Genomic DNA, 20,504 nt, shown 5'->3' on the forward strand with positions numbered 1-20,504 from the left:
TCGGGAAAATAAAAAAGCCCGCGACATAGCGCGGGCTTTCACATCACTCGTGGTGATTACATACGTTCTACGGTTTCGATACCCAGCGTATCCAGACCCAGCTTCAGCGTTTTCGCCGTCAACTGTGCCAGCTTCAGGCGGCTGTTACGAATCTCTTCGCTCTCGGCGCTGAGGATTGGGCAATGTTCGTAGAAACCAGAGAACAAACCGGCAAGATCGTACAGATAGGCGCACATCACGTGCGGTGTACCTTCACGTGCAACGACGGTGAGCGTTTCTTCAAACTGCAGCAGACGCGCCGCCAGTTGGGCTTCACGATCTTCACTGATGATGACCTTCGCGCTGGCCAGCGCACTTTCGTCGATATCTGCCTTACGGAACACGGACAGTACGCGGGTGTAGGCATACTGCATGTACGGTGCGGTATTGCCTTCGAAGGCCAGCATATTATCCCAGTCGAAGATGTAATCCGTGGTACGGTTTTTCGACAGATCTGCATACTTCACGGCGCCGATACCGACTGCATTCGCCAGTTTTTCCAGCTCGTCGGCAGGCATGTCCGGGTTCTTCTCTGCCACCAGACGACGTGCACGCTCCAGCGCTTCATCCAACAGATCGGCCAGTTTAACTGTGCCACCCGCGCGGGTCTTGAACGGTTTACCGTCTTTGCCGAGCATCATGCCGAACATGTGGTGTTCCAGCGGTACGGAATCCGGCACGTAACCGGCTTTACGCACGATGGTCCATGCCTGCATTAAATGCTGATGCTGGCGGGAGTCGATGTAATACAGCACGCGATCGGCATGCAGTGTTTCGTAACGGTACTTGGCGCAGGCGATATCAGTGGTAGTGTACAGATAACCACCATCTTTCTTCTGGATGATAACGCCCATCGGTTCGCCTTCCTTGTTTTTATACTCATCAAGGAATACGACAGTCGCGCCTTCGCTTTCAACGGCCAGGCCTTTGGCTTTGAGATCCGCAACAATGCCTGGCAGCATCGGGTTGTACAGGCTTTCGCCCATCACGTCGTCGCGGGTCAGCGTCACGTTCAGACGATCGTAGGTTAACTGGTTCTGCGACATGGTAATGTCGACCAGTTTGCGCCACATTTCGCGGAAGTAAGCATCACCACCCTGCAACTTCACCACGTAGCTACGTGCGCGCTCGGCGAATTCTTCATCTTCGTCGTAATGTTTTTTCGCGTCACGATAGAAACCTTCAAGGTCAGCCAGCGCCATTTCACCCGCGTTTTCCTGCTGCTGCTTTTCCAGCCACGCGATGAGCATACCGAACTGGGTTCCCCAGTCGCCAACGTGGTTTGCACGGATGACTTTATGGCCGAGAAACTCCAGCGTACGGACAGCCGCATCACCGATGATGGTGGAGCGCAGGTGGCCTACGTGCATCTCTTTCGCCACGTTTGGCGCAGAGTAGTCAACAACAACGGTTTGCTTTTCTGGCTGTGCAACGCCCAGACGATCGGAAGCCAGCGCCTGCTGCACGTGCTGCGCCAGGAATGCTGGATCGAGGAAAATATTGATAAAGCCCGGGCCCGCAATTTCAACCTTGCTGGCAATCCCGTTGAGATCCAGATGAGTCAGCACCTGCTCTGCCAGTTGTCGCGGCGCCATACCCAGTTTTTTAGCGACTGCCATCATGCCATTAGCCTGATAATCGCCGAACTGTACTTTTGCTGACTGACGAACCTGAGGTTCGCAATCTGCAGGCGCACCTGCAGCAATCATGGCCTGACGGACTTTTTCTGAGAGAAGAGCCTGAATATTCACCGGAATACCTTACATTTATGAAGCGCTTTACTATACACCGCGCCAGATTAAGAATTTAGGCCGGGAGTATACTGCAAATGCCCGTTGCCGTCAGCATTGTGCGTGCCGCGCGCGGCCTAAAATAGACGCAGTGCAATGACGCATAATCATTCATTTTGTCCCTGAAAAAATCAGCGGTTGGATGGTACTGCGCAACAGAGTAAATTAGCGGCTTTGAACATGGATATGAGCTTTCAATATGGCGAACTGGCAAACCGTTGCAGAACTGCATGATATTTCCGCAGATTTAGGGCATTTCACTCAGGCGTTAACTGAACTTTCCACCCGTCTGGGTTTGAATATTGCTCCGCTTGAAGCCGATCACATCTCTCTGCGCTGTCATCAAAACACTACCGCAGAGCGCTGGCGTCGCGGGTTTGAACAGTGCGGCCAACTGTTGTCGGAAAATATCATCAATGGCAGACCGATTTGCCTGTTCAAACTGGATGAGCCGGTGTGCGTGGCGCACTGGCAGTTTTCTATTGTGGAGTTGCCGTGGCCGGGTGAAAAACGCTACCCACATGAGGGTTGGGAGCATATTGAGATTGTTCTGCCGGGCGAGCCGGAAACGTTGAATGCGCGAGCGCTGGCGTTGCTTTCTGATGAAGGATTGAGTCAGCCGGGTATCTTTGTGAAAACCAGTTCACCACAAGGCGAGCGTGAGCGGTTACCGAACCCGACGCTGGCGGTCAGCGACGGCAGCGTGACTATCAAGTTTCATCCATGGTCAATTGAAACGATTGTGGCAAGCGAGCAACAGGAGTAACCATGGCACTGCTGGAAATCTGCTGTTACAGCATGGAGTGTGCGCTGACGGCACAAAAAAATGGCGCGGATCGTATTGAACTGTGTTCGGCACCCAAAGAAGGGGGCTTAACCCCATCACTGGGTGTATTACGTACCGTTCGTCAGCATATTGATATTCCCGTCAATCCGATTATCCGCCCGCGCGGCGGGGATTTTTGCTATACCGACGGTGAATTCGCCGCCATGCTGGATGATATCGCCATGGTCAGAGATCTCGGATTCTCCGGGCTGGTAACCGGGTTATTAGATGTTGATGGCAACGTCGATATGTCGCGCATGGAAAAAATTATGCGGGCAGCCGGTACGCTAAATGTCACGTTTCATCGGGCCTTTGATATGTGTGCCAACCCCTTAAATGCGCTGAAAAGTTTATCTGATTTGGGTGTCGCCCGAGTGCTGACTTCCGGGCAAAAATCAGATGCTGCGCAAGGTTTAACAAAAATAATGGAACTTATTGCACAGCCCGGTGCTCCAATCATTATGGCCGGAGCGGGGGTTCGCGCTGCGAATTTGTCTCTATTCCTCGACGCCGGTGTGCAGGAAGTCCACAGTTCTGCCGGAGTATGGCTGGCTTCTCCCATGCGTTATCGCAATACGGGGTTGTCGATGTCTTCGGATGCGCAAGCGGATGAATATTCCCGCTATGCGGTAGACGGGGCGGCGGTTGCTGAAATGAAAGCGATTATTGCGCACCATCGGGCCAGCTGATTTTTACCGTTGCATCATGTCGCCCAATATGATGCTTGCTCGTACCAGGCCCCTGCAATTACAGGGGCCTTTTTTTCTCCTTCATATTTCAAGCCGCAGCCGCGTTGGCCGCCTTGCTCACCCCGGTCACGTAGTTATCTACGCTCCCGGGGATTTGCTGTGTTGCCGCCTTGCTGCAACTTGAACTATTTTGGAGAAACGGTGCTATACGTAACGGTCATCCGGCAATCCATCACGGCTTACGCGCAATCAAGACCGCGCGCAGCGGGGCAGGGTACCCTTCTACCGTTTTACTGCTGTCGTTCGGGTCGAGGAAATCAGCCAGCGATTCGGTAATCATCCACTCGGTGCGGCGCTGTTCTTCGGTAGTGGTCACACACACGTCGGCAATGCGGACATCAACAAAACCGCACTTCTCCAGCCAGTTTTTCAACGCCAGAGCAGACGGAATAAAGTAGACGTTGCGCATTTGTGCGTAGCGGTCACCCGGCACCAGCACGGTATTTTCGTCCCCTTCAACCACCAGCGTTTCCAGTACCAGTTCACCGTCTTGTACCAGTTGATCTTTCAACTGCCAGAGATGTTCCAGTGGAGAACGACGGTGATAGAGCACGCCCATTGAGAAAACGGTATCAAACGCGTTCAACGCCGGAAGCTGTTCAATACCCAGCGGCAGCAGATGCGCGCGCTGGTCGTTGCCCAGCAGTTTTCGCACCGCTTCGAACTGACACAGGAATAACTGGGTCGGATCAATCCCAACGGCCAGGTGCGCGCCTGCACCGATCATGCGCCACATGTGATACCCGCTGCCGCAGCCGACATCCAGGATCGTCCGTCCGGTCAGGTCGGATAAATGCGGCAGAACGCGATCCCATTTCCAGTCAGAACGCCATTCGGTGTCGATATTGACGCCATACAGTGAGTATGGCCCTTTACGCCACGGCATCAAATTGCGCATTAATGTATCAATGCGTTTAAGCTGACCGTCGCTGAGCGGCTCTTCGCTTTCAGCGGTGACACTGTGCAGCAAGTCCAGACGGTGCGGTGTCAGTTCGGGCAAAAACTCTACCGCGTTCGACCACTGCTTAAACAGGCCATGCTGATCGCGCTGCCAGCTCGCAATTTGCGCCGGGAGCGTTTCCAGCCAATGAGAAAGGTGGTTTTTGGCAATCAGCTGATAAAAGTTACCAAAGTCGATCATGCCGCAACCTCAGCTTTTAGTGCCACCAGAGAACCAAAGTTAAAGCACTGGAACCACAGTTCGCTGTGTTCAAAACCAGCCTGATGCAGGCGTGCTTTATGGGTTTCGACCGAGTCGGTCAGCATGACGTTTTCCAGCATGCTGCGCTTTTGGCTGATTTCCAGTTCGCTGTAGCCATTTGCCCGCTTGAAATCGTGGTGCATGTTGAACAACAGCTCACCCACTTTTGCATCTTCGAAACTGAATTTCTCCGACAGCACCAGCGCGCCCCCAGGATTCAGCCCCTGATAAATCTTATCCAACAATGCCTGGCGCTCCGCTGGCTCAAGGAATTGCAGGGTAAAATTCAGCACCACCATTGAGGCGTTTTCAATAGTAATGTTGCGAATATCCCCTTCGACAACCTCGACCGGAATAGGGGCTTTATAGGCGTCAATATGGCGGCGGCAGCGTTCAACCATGGCCGGGGAGTTGTCGACGGCAATAATTTTACAATTGTCATGCTGAATACTGCGACGCACCGAGAGCGTCGCGGCGCCCAATGAACAGCCCAGATCGTAGACCTGCGTGTTGGGTTGCACGAAACGTTCGGCCAGCATACCAATCATCGAAATGATGTTGGAGTAGCCGGGAACGGAGCGCTGGATCATATCCGGGAAGACTTCAGCTACCCGTTCATCAAAGGTCCAGTCACCCAGACTGGCGATAGGCGCAGAAAAAAGCGTGTCGCGGTGAGACATAACGTAAAAATCCGGGAAAAATAAAGTGGCGTATTGTGCGCTAATGCAGGGAGAAAACCAACTCCCAGGGCATATACCAGAGATTCGCCAGCACCATTAGCACCAGCGAGCACCAGGTGGCGCTCATGCCGGAACGACGCCAGCGGAACAGACGGTGGTGGAATCCGTAATAATGCATCAGCCGACCGGCAATTAACATCAGCCCGCAAATATGCACCATCCACGTTTCCGCGCCGTTCATTTCCATAAATAACAGCAACACTAATGCGACGGGGATATATTCCACCGCATTACCGTGAATGCGAATCGCACTTTGTAGTTCGCTAAAACCGCCGTCGCCATAAGCCACGCGATACTGCATACGCAGGCGGACAACGTCAAAGGAGAACTTAATCAACAATAACGCACCCAGTACGGCATATAGCGCGCTTACCATACAAACTCCCTTTTAAAATGGCTGCTGGCATTGACTATGATAGGTGGCATTTTCAGAAAAGAGAAGATTGCTGTGGAATAGACGGTGCTGATCCGATCTCTGGCAGAGCGCTGCGTAAATCTGCCCATAGCGTATCTACAAGCTCCGGGGCCTGCGCGATGTCTGGCGTATGTAAAAACAGATAGGGTGTTGTGGTCTGCTTCCAGAGAGACAGTTTGGCAAGCCATACGTTAAATAACGTTCGGTTTTGTTCCATATTATCGCTGCCGATAAAGCGCACCATGGGATTGTTCGCGGTAACCACTGCATGGACCGGAACTTTCGGTTTTTTGCGCTGCGCATCGCGAATCGCTTCACTGTGAGGAACCGCGGCGTGTACCGGCCGACTATCTAAAATTACCCGATTGACCCCTCGCTCGTGTAAGCCGCGATTGAACCATTTCTCGTCTTCACCTTTGGTAAAAAATTCAGGATGGCGAACTTCCACCCCGTAGGTAAACGATGCGGGTAACGCATCGAGAAACGCCCACAGAGCAGGGAGATCGCGAGGAGAAAAGGTGGCGGGTAGCTGCAACCAATATTGCCCGATTCGCGCTTCCAGCGGTGACATGCGGGTGAAAAATTCTTGCACCAAATCATCACAGTTTCGCAGTGCAGCTTGATGCGAAATGGTCGCCGGAAACTTAAAGCAGAAGCGAAAGTCATCGGTAGTCTGCGCCTGCCAGCGCGTAACAATCTCGGCTTTTGGCAGCGCGTAGAGTGTGGTATTACCCTCAACACAGTTAAAGTGGCGGGCATACTCTTCAAGGCTGGTGATCCCCAGGCGCACCCACTTCGGATGCGACCACTGCGGCAGGCCGATATAGATCATAACGCTTGCAGGATCTCGTCCACGCTGCGCACGCGTGCAATGCGCGGGAAGATATGCGTCATGCTGCCCTGATGCTGATCGGCTCTGGCTGCGCTACAGGCATCTTCGGCAATCACCAGGTTAAAACCCAGTTCCCAGGCGTTACGCGCCGTTGACTCAACGCCGATGTTGGTGGAGATCCCGCATAACACGATAGTGTCAACGCCCCGGCGGCGCAGTTGGAGTTCGAGGTCGGTGCCGTAAAAGGCACCCCACTGGCGTTTGATCACTTCGATGTCACTGGCGTTTTTGCCCAGCGCTGTCGGATAGTCCCACCAGTTTGCAGGGAGCGCTTTAGCCGGTGCCAGAGCATCTACCGGCTGTTTCAGGGCTTCTGCGTAGTCGTCAGACCAGCCAACGCGAACCATCACTACCGGTGAACCGTGAGCTCGGAATTGTGCCGCAAGGCGTGCGGCGCGGGTCACGACATCGCTTGCCAAATGGGGGCCGCCGGCGAAGGGCAGGATCCCTTCCTGTAGGTCAATCACGACAAGGGCGGTGGTTTTAGCGTTCAGTTCCAGCATGGTGACTCCAGTCAAAAAGAATTCCGTTACACCTTAATCGCGATTGTGTGTGAAAGGGGCGACAATTTTTGTTATTTTTTGTGAGATTACGCAATACCCGCGTAGGAAACACGCGTACAGTCAGTAGCGGACTTATCGTGCGGCAGAATTTCCAGTATAATAGCCGCCTTTTTTCATTCAGTTGTGACATTCAGCTAAAGCTGCGACTTCGTCATCTGCAAGGCAGGTGACAATCCGCCTGCGGCAAAGTTAAGGGATATCTCATGCGTACAGAATATTGCGGACAGCTACGTCTGTCCCACGAGGGGCAGCAGGTGACTCTGTGTGGTTGGGTCAACCGTCGTCGTGATCTTGGTAGCCTGATCTTCATCGATATGCGCGACCGCGAAGGTATCGTGCAGGTATTTTTCGATCCGGACCGTGCGGATGCGTTAAAGCTGGCCTCCGAACTGCGTAATGAGTTCTGCATCCAGGTTACGGGCACCGTGCGTGCGCGTGACGCGAAAAACGTCAACGCCGATATGGCGACCGGCGAAATTGAAGTACTGGCGTCCGATCTGACCATCATCAACCGTTCAGACTCGCTGCCGCTGGACTCTAACCACGTTAACACCGAAGAAGCACGTCTGAAGTATCGCTATCTGGATCTGCGTCGTCCGGAAATGGCGCAGCGTCTGAAAACCCGTGCCAAAATCACCAGCCTGGTGCGTCGTTTTATGGACGATCACGGCTTCCTCGACATCGAAACGCCGATGCTGACCAAAGCGACCCCGGAAGGCGCACGTGACTATCTGGTGCCTTCCCGCGTCCATAAAGGCAAATTCTACGCCCTGCCGCAGTCTCCACAGCTGTTCAAGCAGCTGCTGATGATGTCTGGCTTTGATCGTTACTATCAGATCGTAAAATGCTTCCGTGACGAAGACTTACGTGCTGACCGTCAACCTGAATTTACCCAGATCGATGTTGAGACCTCCTTCATGACCGCACCGCAGGTGCGCGAAGTGATGGAAGCGCTAGTGCGTAATCTGTGGCTGGAAGTAAAAGGTGTGGATCTGGGTGATTTCCCGATCATGACCTTTGCGGAAGCTGAACGTCGCTACGGCTCTGATAAACCGGACCTGCGTAACCCGATGGAGCTGGTTGACGTTGCTGACCTGCTGAAGTCCGTTGATTTCGCCGTCTTCTCCGGCCCGGCTAACGATGCCAAAGGTCGCGTGGCTGCGCTGCGTGTACCGGGTGGGGCCAGCTTAAGCCGTAAGCAGATCGACGATTACGGTAATTTCATCAAGATCTACGGCGCGAAAGGCCTGGCTTACATTAAGGTCACCGAGCGTGCGAAAGGTCTGGAAGGGGTAACCAGCCCAGTTGCTAAGTTCCTGAATGCCGATATCGTTGACGCGATTCTTGAGCGCACCGGCGCACAAGATGGCGACATGATTTTCTTCGGCGCAGACAACAAGAAAGTGGTTGCTGACTCGATGGGCGCACTGCGTCTGAAACTGGGTAAAGATCTGAGCCTGACCGACGAAACCAAATGGGCGCCGCTGTGGGTTATCGACTTCCCAATGTTTGAAGACGACGGTGAAGGTGGCCTGACCGCGATGCACCATCCGTTTACCGCGCCGAAAGACATGACGGCCGCTGAGCTGAAAGCCGCGCCGGAAGAGGCCGTTGCCAATGCGTACGATATGGTCATCAACGGTTACGAAGTGGGCGGCGGTTCCGTGCGTATCCATAACGGCGACATGCAGCAAACCGTGTTTGGTATTCTGGGTATCAACGAGCAAGAACAGCGTGAGAAGTTCGGCTTCCTGCTGGACGCGCTGAAATACGGTACTCCGCCGCACGCAGGCCTGGCGTTTGGTCTGGATCGTCTGACCATGCTGCTGACCGGTACCGATAACATTCGTGACGTTATTGCCTTCCCGAAAACCACGGCTGCTGCGTGCCTGATGACCGAAGCGCCAAGTTTTGCCAACGACGCTGCCCTGGCGGAACTGAGCATTCAGGTTGTGAAGAAGGCCGAGAATAACTGATATGACATACAAACAGCCTGTCTCGGTGTTAGTCGTGATTTATGCAAAGGACACCGGAAGAGTGCTGATGTTACAGCGACGCGACGATCCTGATTTCTGGCAGTCGGTCACCGGCAGCCTTGAAGAGGGTGAAACCGCGTCGCAAGCCGCCATGCGCGAAGTAAAGGAAGAGGTCACCATTGACGTTGCCCGCGAGCAACTGACCTTAATTGACTGTCAGCGCACGGTGGAGTTCGAGATTTTTAGCCATTTACGACATCGCTACGCACCGGGAATCGAACGGAATACGGAATCCTGGTTTTGCCTGGCACTCCCCTCGGAACGAGAGATCGTGTTCACTGAACATCTGACCTATCGTTGGGTTGATGCGGCGGAAGCTGCACACTTAACCAAATCGTGGAGTAACCGGCAGGCGATTGAGGAATTTGTAATTAACGTCGCCTGAGAAGGCGCGCTTTTTGGAGATATTATTTATGGCAGGTCATAGTAAATGGGCCAACACCAGACACCGTAAAGCAGCGCAGGATTCCAAGCGCGGCAAGATCTTCACCAAAATCATTCGCGAGCTGGTTACGGCCGCTAAGCTTGGTGGTGGCGATCCGGACGCGAACCCGCGTCTGCGTGCGGCTGTCGATAAAGCGCTGTCCAACAACATGACGCGTGACACCCTGAACCGTGCCATCGCGCGCGGTGTGGGCGGTGACGAAGACGCAAACATGGAAACCATCATTTATGAAGGTTACGGTCCTGGCGGGACAGCGGTCATGATTGAATGCCTGTCTGACAACCGTAACCGTACTGTTGCGGAAGTGCGCCATGCGTTCACCAAAACTGGTGGTAACCTGGGCACCGACGGTTCTGTTGCGTACCTGTTTAGCAAAAAAGGTGTTATCTCCTTTGAGCAAGGCGACGAAGACACCATCATGGAAGCCGCGCTGGAAGCCGGTGCTGAAGACGTTGTGACCTATGATGACGGTGCGATTGACGTCTACACTGCATGGGAAGAGATGGGCAAAGTGCGTGATGCACTGGAAGCCGCTGGTCTGAAAGCGGACAGCGCTGAAGTTACGATGATCCCGTCCACCAAAGCGGACATGGATGCAGAAACAGCACCGAAGCTGATGCGTCTGATCGATATGCTGGAAGACTGCGATGACGTGCAGGAAGTTTACCACAACGGCGAAATCTCCGATGAGGTTGCTGCTACGTTAGAATGACGTGGTTGAGCGGTAAAATAACAGGAGATGCGTGATGTCCATTATTCTCGGCATTGACCCGGGCTCGCGCATCACCGGCTATGGCGTGATCCGCCAGGTCGGTCGACAGTTGACCTACCTGGGCAGTGGATGTATTCGTACCAAAGTGGATGATTTACCGTCGCGCCTGAAGCTAATTTATGCCGGCGTGTCGGAAATCATTACCCAGTTTCAGCCAGACTACTTTGCCATTGAGCAGGTATTTATGGCAAAAAACGCCGATTCGGCGCTTAAGCTGGGGCAGGCGCGCGGCGTGGCGATTGTTGCTGCCGTAAACCAGGACCTTCCGGTGTTTGAATATGCGGCACGTCAGGTGAAGCAAACCGTCGTCGGGATAGGCAGTGCGGAGAAAAGTCAGGTGCAGCACATGGTGCGCACATTGCTAAAACTCCCGGCAAATCCCCAGGCCGATGCCGCGGATGCGCTGGCCATCGCCATTACCCACTGCCACGTCAGTCAGAACGCCATGCAAATGAGCGATACCCGGCTGAATTTAGCGCGTGGTCGACTACGTTAATGACAAATGAGGCTGGATATCTATCCAGCCTTTTTTTATGATAGCGCATTACCTTTTTAGCCCTTAACGCAGGAGCGTCACGTGATAGGCAGACTCAGAGGCATCATTCTCGAAAAACAACCCCCGTTGGTTCTTCTGGAAACGGGTGGCGTAGGCTATGAAGTGCATATGCCGATGACCTGTTTTTACGAGCTGCCGGAAGCCGGGCAGGAAGCGATTGTTTTCACCCATTTTGTGGTGCGTGAAGATGCGCAACTGCTGTACGGGTTTAACAACAAGCAGGAACGCACGCTGTTTAAAGAGCTGATTAAAACCAACGGCGTTGGACCGAAGCTGGCGCTGGCGATCCTCTCCGGCATGTCGGCGCAGCAGTTCGTTAACGCGGTTGAACGCGAAGAGCTCGGGGCGCTGGTGAAACTGCCGGGTATCGGTAAGAAAACCGCTGAACGCCTGATTGTTGAAATGAAAGACCGCTTTAAAGGCTTACATGGCGATCTGTTCACACCGGCGGCCGATCTGGTGCTGACGTCACCTGCGGGTCCGGTAACGGATGACGCCGAGCAGGAAGCGGTTGCTGCGCTGGTGGCGCTGGGCTATAAACCACAGGAAGCCAGCCGCATGGTGAGTAAAATTGCCCGCTCTGATGCCAGCAGTGAAACCCTGATTCGTGAAGCGCTCCGCGCTGCATTGTGAGGTAAAGGATGATTGAAGCAGACCGCCTGATTTCAGCTGCCAGCGCGATACCTGAAGACATTGTGGATCGTGCGATCCGCCCCAAGTTGCTCGATGAGTATATCGGTCAGCCTCAGGTCCGTTCGCAAATGGAGATTTTTATCCAGGCGGCGAAGTTGCGCGGTGATGCCCTCGACCACCTGCTGATCTTTGGTCCTCCGGGTCTTGGAAAAACCACGCTTGCCAATATTGTCGCCAATGAAATGGGCGTAAACCTGCGTACCACCTCCGGCCCGGTGCTGGAAAAAGCGGGCGATTTGGCGGCAATGCTGACGAACCTCGAGCCGCACGACGTGCTGTTTATCGATGAGATCCATCGCTTATCGCCGGTCGTGGAAGAAATATTGTATCCGGCGATGGAAGACTATCAGCTGGATATCATGATCGGCGAAGGACCTGCTGCACGTTCGATCAAGATTGATCTGCCGCCGTTTACGCTGATTGGCGCGACAACCCGTGCCGGGTCGTTAACCTCTCCTCTGCGTGACCGTTTTGGTATCGTGCAGCGACTGGAGTTTTATCAGGTTGCCGATCTTCAGCATATTGTAGGGCGCAGTGCGCGTTATATGGGGCTGGAGATGAGTGAAGAGGGTGCGCTGGAAGTTGCTCGCCGTGCGCGCGGAACGCCGCGTATTGCCAACCGTCTGCTGCGTCGCGTGCGTGACTTCGCCGAGGTGAAGCATGATGGCACTATCTCGGCAGACATTGCCGCCCAGGCGCTGGATATGCTCAATGTGGACGCTGAAGGGTTCGATTACATGGACCGTAAGCTGCTGCTGGCGGTGATCGATAAATTCTTCGGTGGGCCGGTAGGGCTGGATAACCTGGCCGCCGCTATTGGTGAAGAGCGTGAAACGATTGAGGACGTGCTGGAGCCATATTTGATTCAGCAGGGCTTCCTGCAGCGTACGCCGCGCGGACGTATGGCGACGGTGCGCGCCTGGAATCATTTTGGTATTACGCCGCCGCAAATGCCTTAAGTTTTTTATGCCGGATGGCAGCTTGCCTAATCAGGCCTACCTGTGAACGTAGGCCTGATACGCGAAGCGCCATCAGGCAACACACTCTTAGCTCGCTTGCTTTTTCATCATGCTGAAAATAAACATCAGCGCGGCACACAGCACCACGGAGGGCCCTGCTGGCGTATCATAGAACGCCGAGAACGTCAGGCCGCCCGTCACCGCTATCATCCCCACGCCCACGGCAACACCGGCCATCTGCTCAGGCGTACGCGCAAAACGGCGTGCGGTGGCAGCAGGAATAATCAGCAGCGACGTAATAATGAGCGCGCCAACAAACTTCATCGCCACACCAATCGTTAACGCAGTGACCAGCATCAGCAACAGCTTCACGCGTTGCAGCTTCACGCCATCGACAAAGGCGAGATCCGGGCTGATGGTCATTGACAGCAGGTTGCGCCATTGCCAGAAGAGAATGGCTAGCACAATGACAACACCAATGGCGATGGAGATCAGATCTTCCGGCGTCACGGCAAGCAGGTCACCGAACAGATAGGCCATCAAATCCACACGGATATTCGACATCAGGCTGACGACCACCAGGCCCAGTGACAGAGCGCTGTGCGCCATAATGCCGAGCAAGGTGTCTATGGCGAGGTGAGGGCGCTTCTCCAGCCACACCAGACCCGCTGCCAGCATCAGAGTGACTGCGATAACCGCATAGAACGGGTTTACATCTAACAGCAGACCAAAGGCCACACCCAGCAGTGACGCGTGCGCCAGCGTGTCGCCAAAATAAGACATCCGACGCCAGACCACAAACGATCCCAGCGGGCCAGCGGCGCAGGCCAGCATGATCCCGGCTAACCAACCGGGTAATAACAATTCAATCATGAGTGACCATTTCCCCGGCGTAATACGATACGACCCTGTAAATCATGGCGATGATTATGATTGTGACGGTAAATTCCGAGTTGCTCGGCACCGCGTTGCCCGAACATAGAGATAAATTCCGGGTGCATAGAGACAACTTCCGGCGTGCCGGAGCAGCAAATATGGTGGTTGAGGCACAGCACTTCGTCGGTCTTCGCCATCACCAGATGCAAATCATGCGAGACCATCAATACGGCGCAATCGAGTTCACGGCGAAGCTGGTCGATAAGGTCATACAATGCGACCTGACCATTGACATCCACACCCTGAGTGGGTTCATCCAGCACCAGCAGCTGTGGTTTATTCAGCAATGCGCGAGCCAGCAGGACGCGCTGCGTTTCCCCGCCGGACAGTTTTTGCATCGGCGCATCCATCAGATGTCCGGCCTGAACGCGCTTGAGCGCCGGGAGAATATCGTCCTTCTTTGTATCCGGACGTAAGCGCAAAAAGCGGCTGACCGTCAGGGGCAGCGTGGTATCGAGATACAGTTTTTGCGGGACATAGCCTATCCGCAGCTGTCCGTTACGCTTGATAACGCCTGCATCTGCTGCTACCAGCCCGAGGACAACGCGCACCAGCGTAGACTTCCCGGCACCGTTCGGACCAAGAAGCGTTAAAATTTTGCCGGGCCGTAGTTCAAGCGAAACGTCAGAAAGGACGCGGCGTTGACCATAAGAGACCGAGACATTTTCCAGTGAAACCAAAGTCGTCATATCAATTTTAGTCTTGCAGAAGTTATATAATGTTATAATATCACATTTCTTACATTCATTACGATGATTGGTCGCATTATGTTACATAAAAATACGCTTCTTTTCGCAGCATTATCCGCTGCTCTTTGGGGGAGTGCAACACAGGCAGCAAATGCTGCCGTCGTTGCCTCGCTTAAGCCGTTAGGGTTTATCGCTTCAGCGATTGCTGATGGGGTTACGGATACCGAGGTTCTCCTGCCTGATGGCGCATCCGAACATGATTACTCATTGCGTCCGTCAGACGTAAAACGCTTACAGGGCGCGGACTTAGTTGTTTGGATTGGCCCCGAGATGGAAGCGTTTATGGAAAAATCTGTCAAGAATATTCCTAACGCGAAACAGGTAACGATTGCGCAACTCAATGACGTGAAGCCGTTGCTCATGAAAGGGGGCGACGATGATGATGACGATCATGGACACAATGACGCCCACGGTGAAAAAAGTGACGAACATCACCATCATGGCGACTACAACATGCATCTTTGGCTTTCCCCAGAGATAGCGCGGGCCTCAGCGGTTGCAATCCATGAAAAATTAGTGGAACTTATGCCGCAAAGTCGAGCCAAACTTGACGCCAACCTGAAGGATTTTGAGGCACAATTAGCCGCAACCGATAAGCAGGTAGGTAACGAGCTCGCACCGCTCAAGGGGAAAGGGTATTTCGTTTTTCATGACGCCTACGGCTACTACGAAAAACATTACGGACTAACACCGCTTGGTCACTTTACCGTGAACCCTGAGATTCAACCTGGTGCGCAGCGTTTACATGAAATAAGAACACAGTTGGTTGAGCAAAAAGCAACCTGCGTTTTTGCTGAGCCACAGTTCAGGCCAGCGGTCGTTGAAGCCGTTGCGAGAGGGACATCCGTTCGAATGGGAACGTTGGATCCCCTCGGAACAAACATCAAACTGGGTAAAACAAGCTATTCTGCGTTTCTGAACCAATTAGCCAACCAGTATGCGAGCTGCCTGAAAGGAGATTAATGAGGAAGTGAATACGTGCAACAGATAGCCCGCTCTGTCGCTCTGGCATTTAATAATCTGCCCCGACCCCATCGCGTTATGCTGGGGTCGCTGACCGTTCTTACATTGGCCGTCGCCGTTTGGCGGCCTTACGTTTACCATCCCGATGCTGCACCGATTGTCAAAACCATCGAACTTGAAAAAAGCGAGATTCGTTCGCTGTTGCCTGAGGCCAGTGAACCTATCGATCAAGCTGCTCAGGAAGATGAAGCGATTCCTCAGGATGAACTGGATGACAAAACCTCCGGTGAGGTGGGCGTTCACGAATATGTAGTCTCGACCGGTGATACGCTGAGCAGCATCCTGAATCAGTATGGTATCGACATGGGCGATATCAGCCAGCTTGCCGCCTCGGACAAAGAGTTGCGTAACCTGAAGATTGGCCAACAGCTTTCCTGGACGCTGACCTCTGACGGTGATTTGCAGCGCCTGACCTGGGAAGTTTCTCGCCGTGAAACCCGCACGTACGATCGTACTGCGACGGGCTTCAAAATGAGCAGTGAAATGCAGCAGGGCGACTGGGTTAACAGCCGTATCAAGGGCACCGTCGGCGGCAGTTTCGTCGCCAGCGCCAAAGAGGCCGGGCTGACCAGTTCTGAAATCAGTGCGGTGATTAAGGCTATGCAGTGGCAGATGGACTTCCGCAAACTGAAAAAAGGCGATGAGTTCTCGGTGCTGATGTCTCGCGAGATGTTGGACGGCAAGCGTGAGCAAAGCCAACTGCTGGGCGTTCGTTTGCGCTCTGAAGGTAAAGACTATTATGCGATTCGTGCCGAAGACGGTAAGTTCTATGACCGTAACGGTACCGGGTTGGCGAAAGGGTTTATGCGTTTCCCGACCGCGAAACAGTTCCGCATCTCGTCTAACTTTAATCCGCGTCGCCTGAATCCGGTAACCGGACGTGTGGCACCGCACAAAGGCGTCGACTTCGCGATGCCGCAGGGTACGCCGGTATTGTCGGTAGGTGATGGTGAAGTCGTTGTTGCGAAGCGCAGCGGCGCTGCAGGCTACTATGTCGCGGTGCGTCATGGTCGTACCTACACCACCCGCTACATGCACCTGCGTAAACTGTTAGTCAAACCAGGACAAAAAGTAAAACGCGGCGATCGTATTGCGCTGTCAGGTAACACCGGACGTTCAACTGGACCACACTTGCATTATGAAGTCTGGGTTAACCAGCAGGCCGTGAACCCGTTAACGGCGAAGCTGCCGCGTACAGAAGGGCTGACCGGCTCGGATCGTACCGAGTACCTGGCGCAGGTGAAAGAGGTTCTGCCTCAGTTGCGCTTCGATTAATCAGCATACTGACAAAGCCGGTACGTGATGCGTGCCGGCTTTTTTATTTTGTACGGGGCACGACGCGCCGCTACACTATCAACAGATTTATTTTTCGCGGTACCAGACACTGGAAGAGCATGGAAACGAAAAAAAAGAATATTGAATACATCCCTGAATTTCATAAATCATTCCGCCATCCGCGCTACTGGGGTGCCTGGCTGGGTGTGGCGGCGATAGCAGGGATTGCGTTAACGCCCGCATCGTTTCGCGATCCTTTGCTGGCGAAGCTGGGACGTCTTGCCGGACGGTTGGGGAAAAGTTCGCGCCGCAGAGCGCTGATTAATTTATCCCTGTGTTTTCCAGAGCGCAGCGAAGCCGAGCGCGAAGCCATCGTCGATGAGATGTTTGCAACGGCTCCGCAGGCGATGGTGATGATGGCAGAGCTTGCCCTGCGTGGCCCGGAGAAAATCCAAAACCGGGTTGACTGGCAAGGTCTGGAGATCATAGAAGAGATGCGCCGCAACGAGGAAAAGGTCATTTTTCTCGTCCCGCACGGTTGGGGCGTAGACATTCCAGCCATGCTGATGGCCTCGCAGGGCCAGAAAATGGCCGCGATGTTCCATAACCAGGGTAATCCTGTTTTTGATTACGTCTGGAACACGGTACGCCGTCGTTTTGGTGGCCGTTTGCATGCGCGTAATGATGGCATCAAACCCTTTATTCAGTCCGTGCGTCAGGGCTATTGGGGATACTATTTGCCGGATCAGGATCATGGTCCCGAGCACAGCGAATTTGTTGATTTTTTTGCCACCTACAAAGCAACATTGCCGGCGATTGGTCGCCTGATGAAGGTTTGCCATGCGCGTGTTGTGCCGCTGTTCCCGGTGTATGACGGGAAAACACATCGCCTGACGATTCAGGTCCGCCCGCCGATGGATGACATCCTGACCGCAGATGACCACACCATTGCCAGACGCATGAATGAAGAGGTGGAGATTTTTGTCGCGCCGCACCTCGAGCAGTACACCTGGATTTTAAAACTGCTGAAAACCCGCAAACCCGGTGAGATTGAGCCGTATAAACGTAAAGATCTCTACCCGAAGAAATAAAAAGAAGAAATAAAAAAAGCCTCTCACTTGAGAGGCTTTCTTTATCAGGTACCACCTGTAGGCCTGATGAGCAAAGCAACATCAGGCATTGAGCGAGGTTATTATTCTACGGTCAGAATACGCGTGGTGTTGGTGGAGCCAATGGTGCTCATGACGTCGCCCTGGGTGACAATCACCAGATCGCCAGAAACCAGATAGCCTTTATCACGCAGCAGGTTCACCGCTTCGCTGGCGGCAACCACACCGTCGGTTTCGCTGTCAAAGTGAACCGGAGTAACGCCGCGGTACAGGGAGGTCAGGTTCAGCGTACGCTCATGACGCGACATGGCGAAAATCGGCAGGCCGGAGCTGATACGGGACGTCATCAGCGCGGTACGACCGGATTCTGTCATCGCGATGATGGCGGTGACCCCTTTCAGGTGGTTCGCTGCATACATTGCGGACATGGCAATCGCTTCTTCAACGTTATCAAACTGCACGTCGAGGCGGTGTTTGGAGACATTAATGCTCGGGATTTTTTCCGCGCCCAGGCAGACACGCGCCATGGCGGCAACGGTTTCAGCCGGATACTGGCCTGCGGCGGTTTCTGCCGACAGCATAACGGCGTCGGTGCCGTCGAGTACGGCGTTCGCCACGTCCATCACTTCTGCACGGGTCGGCATCGGGTTGGTGATCATTGACTCCATCATCTGCGTGGCGGTAATAACCGCACGGTTCAGCTGACGCGCACGACGGATCAGGGCTTTCTGAATACCGACCAGCTCTGGATCGCCAATTTCAACGCCCAGGTCGCCACGAGCAACCATCACTACGTCAGATGCCAGGATGATATCATCCATCGCATTCTGGTCGCACACGGCTTCTGCACGCTCCACCTTGGCAACAATTTTCGCATCGCAGCCTGCATCGCGCGCCAGACGGCGGGCATAGTTCAGATCTTCGCCGCAGCGCGGGAAGGAGACGGCCAGATAGTCAACGCTGATTTGCGCCGCGGTGATGATGTCAGCTTTGTCTTTTTCGGTCAGTGCTTCTGCAGAGAGACCGCCGCCCAGTTTGTTGATGCCTTTGTTATTGGAAAGCGGGCCACCGACGGTCACTTCGGTGAAGACCTTCATGCCCTGAACTTCCAGTACTTTGAGCTGTACGCGACCGTCATCCAGCAGCAGGATGTCGCCCGGCACTACGTCAGCAGGTAGGCCTTTATAGTCAATACCGACTTTTTCTTTATCGCCTTCGCCTTTACCCAGGTTGGCATCTAACAGGAACTTGTCGCCAATATTGAGGAATACTTTGCCTTCTTTGAAGGTTGATACGCGGATTTTAGGTCCCTGCAGGTCACCCAAAATAGCGACATGACGTCCCAGTTTGGCGGCAATCTCACGGACTTTATCCGCCCGCAGTTTGTGATCTTCTGGAGAGCCGTGCGAAAAGTTCATACGTACAACGTTTGCGCCCGCGGCGATAATTTTTTCAAGGTTGTTATCGCGGTCAGTTGCTGGGCCTAACGTGGTAACGATTTTGGTTCTGCGAAGCCTTCTGGACATGTAATACTCCGTTGACTGAAACAACTAGGTGTTGCGTGTGAACATTGATCCGGCCGTTCTGAAACATAACGGTAGAAATGAACGACCCGGATGATAAAAGGGTAGAACATCGTTATTGCTTTTAGCGGTCATCACTCTTGATGAGTAATTCTTTATCAAAACGCGATTCCTTGAGCGCTTCCTTGACACGCTTCAAGTTATCTCTAAATTTTGCACCACGGCGCAAAGTAAATCCCGTAGCCAGCACATCTATCACGGTCAGTTGAGCAAGTCGAGAGACCATAGGCATATAAATGTCAGTATCTTCCGGTACATCCAGGGTAATTGCCAGCGTGGCTTCACGCGCCAGCGGCGTTCCGGGGGAAGTAAGGGCGATCACCATGGCATCGTTTTCCCGCGCCAGCTGCGCCAGTTCAACCAGACTCTTTGTTCTGCCGGTATGTGAAATAAGGACAATGACGTCGTCATCGCTACAATTCATACAGCTCATACGTTGCAGTACAATATCGTCGGAATAGATAACCGGTACGTTAAAGCGGAAAAATTTATTCATGGCGTCGTGCGCCACGGCAGCGGACGAACCCAGACCGAAAAAGGCGATTTTCTTTGCCTGGGTTAATAAATCTACCGCCCGATTGACCGCCGCGTTATCCAGCGACTGACGGACGTGGTCCAGGCTTGCCATGGCAGATTCGAAGATTTTCCCGGTGTAGGACTCGACGCTATCATCCTCATCGACATTACGATTAACATACGGGGTACCATTAGCCAGACTTTGTGCCAAATGCAGTTTAAAATCAGGGAAGCCTCGTGTGTCCATGCTGCGACAGAAGCGATTCACGGTCGGCTCACTGACGTTGGCTTCCAGAGCCAGCGTGGCAATACTTGAATGGATAGCCCTGTCAGGTGAGGTCAGAATAACATCGGCGACCTTACGTTCTGACTTGCTCAGATGTTCCAGTTTTAACTGGATTTTTTCCAGCATATTCATGATGTGAGTAGACTCATCGGCCATGGGCAAAAACGATTTCAGCGATATGGGGAAATCGAGCGGTAACTCTGGTAGATATTACCCCTGTGAACCCACATTCGGGGCAAAATGGACAGAAAAGTTGTTGTTTTTTTTCAATACATGATCGGAGTCGGGTTTTCTTACGCCTTCATGGTCACGTAAAAAAGCGACTTTTTTATCCATTTTGCGGCGGTAAAC

The 20,504-nt window shown here is 53.4% G+C and carries 21 protein-coding genes; 11 read left to right on the forward strand and 10 right to left on the reverse strand.

What is annotated here, in order from left to right; all coding sequences use genetic code 11:
• Window positions 1–56: 56 nt before the first annotated feature.
• Window positions 57–1,790: an arginine--tRNA ligase gene (gene argS, locus FDW88_RS15440; protein WP_115258780.1), complete on the reverse strand. Its 1,734-nt coding sequence runs from the start codon at window positions 1,788–1,790 to the stop codon at window positions 57–59.
• 238 nt (window positions 1,791–2,028) lie between these two features.
• On the opposite strand from argS, the gene FDW88_RS15445 reads away from it, so the two are divergent.
• Together FDW88_RS15445 and cutC are read left to right on the forward strand one after the other, a co-directional pair.
• Complete coding sequence (locus FDW88_RS15445; RefSeq protein ID WP_135912213.1) at window positions 2,029–2,595, forward strand: VOC family protein; 567 nt, start codon at window positions 2,029–2,031, stop codon at window positions 2,593–2,595.
• Between the two features lie 2 nt (window positions 2,596–2,597).
• Window positions 2,598–3,344, forward strand: a complete 747-nt coding sequence (cutC, locus tag FDW88_RS15450; RefSeq protein WP_137362886.1) for a copper homeostasis protein CutC — start codon at window positions 2,598–2,600, stop codon at window positions 3,342–3,344.
• Between the two features lie 232 nt (window positions 3,345–3,576).
• Here the strand turns inward: cutC and cmoB are convergent, their stop codons facing one another.
• From cmoB to FDW88_RS15475, 5 genes are read right to left on the reverse strand one after another with little or no spacing between them, the layout of a single operon-like run.
• Entirely contained in the window at window positions 3,577–4,545 is a 969-nt protein-coding gene (cmoB, locus tag FDW88_RS15455; RefSeq protein ID WP_115258776.1) for a tRNA 5-methoxyuridine(34)/uridine 5-oxyacetic acid(34) synthase CmoB, read from the reverse strand.
• Complete coding sequence (gene cmoA / locus FDW88_RS15460) at window positions 4,542–5,285, reverse strand: carboxy-S-adenosyl-L-methionine synthase CmoA (RefSeq protein ID WP_096757441.1); 744 nt, start codon at window positions 5,283–5,285, stop codon at window positions 4,542–4,544. The genes cmoB and cmoA overlap by 4 nt, the downstream gene beginning before the upstream one ends.
• A gap of 40 nt (window positions 5,286–5,325) precedes the next feature.
• On the reverse strand, window positions 5,326–5,721 hold the full coding sequence (locus FDW88_RS15465) for an MAPEG family protein (protein ID WP_096757440.1): 396 nt from the start codon (window positions 5,719–5,721) through the stop codon (window positions 5,326–5,328).
• 52 nt (window positions 5,722–5,773) lie between these two features.
• Entirely contained in the window at window positions 5,774–6,592 is an 819-nt protein-coding gene (locus FDW88_RS15470) for a DUF72 domain-containing protein (protein ID WP_117341932.1), read from the reverse strand.
• Entirely contained in the window at window positions 6,589–7,155 is a 567-nt protein-coding gene (locus FDW88_RS15475) for a hydrolase (RefSeq protein ID WP_137362887.1), read from the reverse strand. The genes FDW88_RS15470 and FDW88_RS15475 overlap by 4 nt, the downstream gene beginning before the upstream one ends.
• A 263-nt stretch (window positions 7,156–7,418) precedes the next feature.
• On the opposite strand from FDW88_RS15475, the gene aspS reads away from it, so the two are divergent.
• The 6 genes from aspS (at window position 7,419) to ruvB (ending at window position 12,676) form a co-directional block, all read left to right on the forward strand.
• Window positions 7,419–9,191, forward strand: a complete 1,773-nt coding sequence (gene aspS, locus FDW88_RS15485; protein WP_096757437.1) for an aspartate--tRNA ligase — start codon at window positions 7,419–7,421, stop codon at window positions 9,189–9,191.
• A 1-nt stretch (window position 9,192) separates the two neighbouring features.
• Window positions 9,193–9,636: a dihydroneopterin triphosphate diphosphatase gene (gene nudB / locus FDW88_RS15490; protein ID WP_137362889.1), complete on the forward strand. Its 444-nt coding sequence runs from the start codon at window positions 9,193–9,195 to the stop codon at window positions 9,634–9,636.
• Between the two features lie 28 nt (window positions 9,637–9,664).
• Entirely contained in the window at window positions 9,665–10,408 is a 744-nt protein-coding gene (locus tag FDW88_RS15495) for a YebC/PmpR family DNA-binding transcriptional regulator (RefSeq protein ID WP_096757435.1), read from the forward strand.
• A gap of 34 nt (window positions 10,409–10,442) precedes the next feature.
• The gene (gene ruvC, locus FDW88_RS15500) at window positions 10,443–10,964 is read left to right on the forward strand and encodes a crossover junction endodeoxyribonuclease RuvC (protein ID WP_045444124.1); all 522 of its coding nucleotides are present in this window, start codon (window positions 10,443–10,445) and stop codon (window positions 10,962–10,964) included.
• An 81-nt stretch (window positions 10,965–11,045) separates the two neighbouring features.
• Window positions 11,046–11,657: a Holliday junction branch migration protein RuvA gene (gene ruvA / locus FDW88_RS15505; protein WP_137362890.1), complete on the forward strand. Its 612-nt coding sequence runs from the start codon at window positions 11,046–11,048 to the stop codon at window positions 11,655–11,657.
• Between the two features lie 8 nt (window positions 11,658–11,665).
• Entirely contained in the window at window positions 11,666–12,676 is a 1,011-nt protein-coding gene (ruvB, locus tag FDW88_RS15510) for a Holliday junction branch migration DNA helicase RuvB (RefSeq protein WP_096757433.1), read from the forward strand.
• An 87-nt stretch (window positions 12,677–12,763) separates the two neighbouring features.
• Here the strand turns inward: ruvB and znuB are convergent, their stop codons facing one another.
• Both znuB and znuC read right to left on the reverse strand, forming a co-directional pair.
• Entirely contained in the window at window positions 12,764–13,549 is a 786-nt protein-coding gene (znuB, locus tag FDW88_RS15515; protein WP_135912208.1) for a zinc ABC transporter permease subunit ZnuB, read from the reverse strand.
• A complete protein-coding gene (gene znuC / locus FDW88_RS15520; RefSeq protein ID WP_096757431.1) occupies window positions 13,546–14,301 on the reverse strand; it encodes a zinc ABC transporter ATP-binding protein ZnuC in 756 nt (251 codons plus the stop codon). The genes znuB and znuC overlap by 4 nt, the downstream gene beginning before the upstream one ends.
• A gap of 78 nt (window positions 14,302–14,379) precedes the next feature.
• On the opposite strand from znuC, the gene znuA reads away from it, so the two are divergent.
• The 3 genes from znuA to lpxM all read left to right on the forward strand — a co-directional run bounded on the left by znuA (window position 14,380) and on the right by lpxM (window position 17,750).
• Window positions 14,380–15,324 (forward strand): zinc ABC transporter substrate-binding protein ZnuA, encoded by a 945-nt coding sequence (znuA, locus tag FDW88_RS15525; RefSeq protein WP_135912207.1) that lies wholly within the window; start codon window positions 14,380–14,382, stop codon window positions 15,322–15,324.
• Window positions 15,325–15,339: 15 nt separating this feature from the next.
• Entirely contained in the window at window positions 15,340–16,659 is a 1,320-nt protein-coding gene (mepM, locus tag FDW88_RS15530; protein ID WP_096757429.1) for a murein DD-endopeptidase MepM, read from the forward strand.
• A gap of 119 nt (window positions 16,660–16,778) precedes the next feature.
• Window positions 16,779–17,750: a lauroyl-Kdo(2)-lipid IV(A) myristoyltransferase gene (gene lpxM, locus FDW88_RS15535; RefSeq protein ID WP_137362891.1), complete on the forward strand. Its 972-nt coding sequence runs from the start codon at window positions 16,779–16,781 to the stop codon at window positions 17,748–17,750.
• Window positions 17,751–17,851: 101 nt separating this feature from the next.
• Here lpxM and pyk read toward each other — a convergent pair whose 3' ends face one another.
• Both pyk and FDW88_RS15545 read right to left on the reverse strand, forming a co-directional pair.
• Window positions 17,852–19,294, reverse strand: a complete 1,443-nt coding sequence (gene pyk / locus FDW88_RS15540) for a pyruvate kinase (RefSeq protein ID WP_096757427.1) — start codon at window positions 19,292–19,294, stop codon at window positions 17,852–17,854.
• A gap of 121 nt (window positions 19,295–19,415) precedes the next feature.
• On the reverse strand, window positions 19,416–20,285 hold the full coding sequence (locus tag FDW88_RS15545; protein ID WP_096759428.1) for a MurR/RpiR family transcriptional regulator: 870 nt from the start codon (window positions 20,283–20,285) through the stop codon (window positions 19,416–19,418).
• Between the last annotated feature and the right edge of the window lie 219 nt (window positions 20,286–20,504).

It is taken from the genome of Citrobacter sp. wls829 (assembly GCF_005280825.1).
Lineage (GTDB): Bacteria > Pseudomonadota > Gammaproteobacteria > Enterobacterales > Enterobacteriaceae > Citrobacter > Citrobacter gillenii.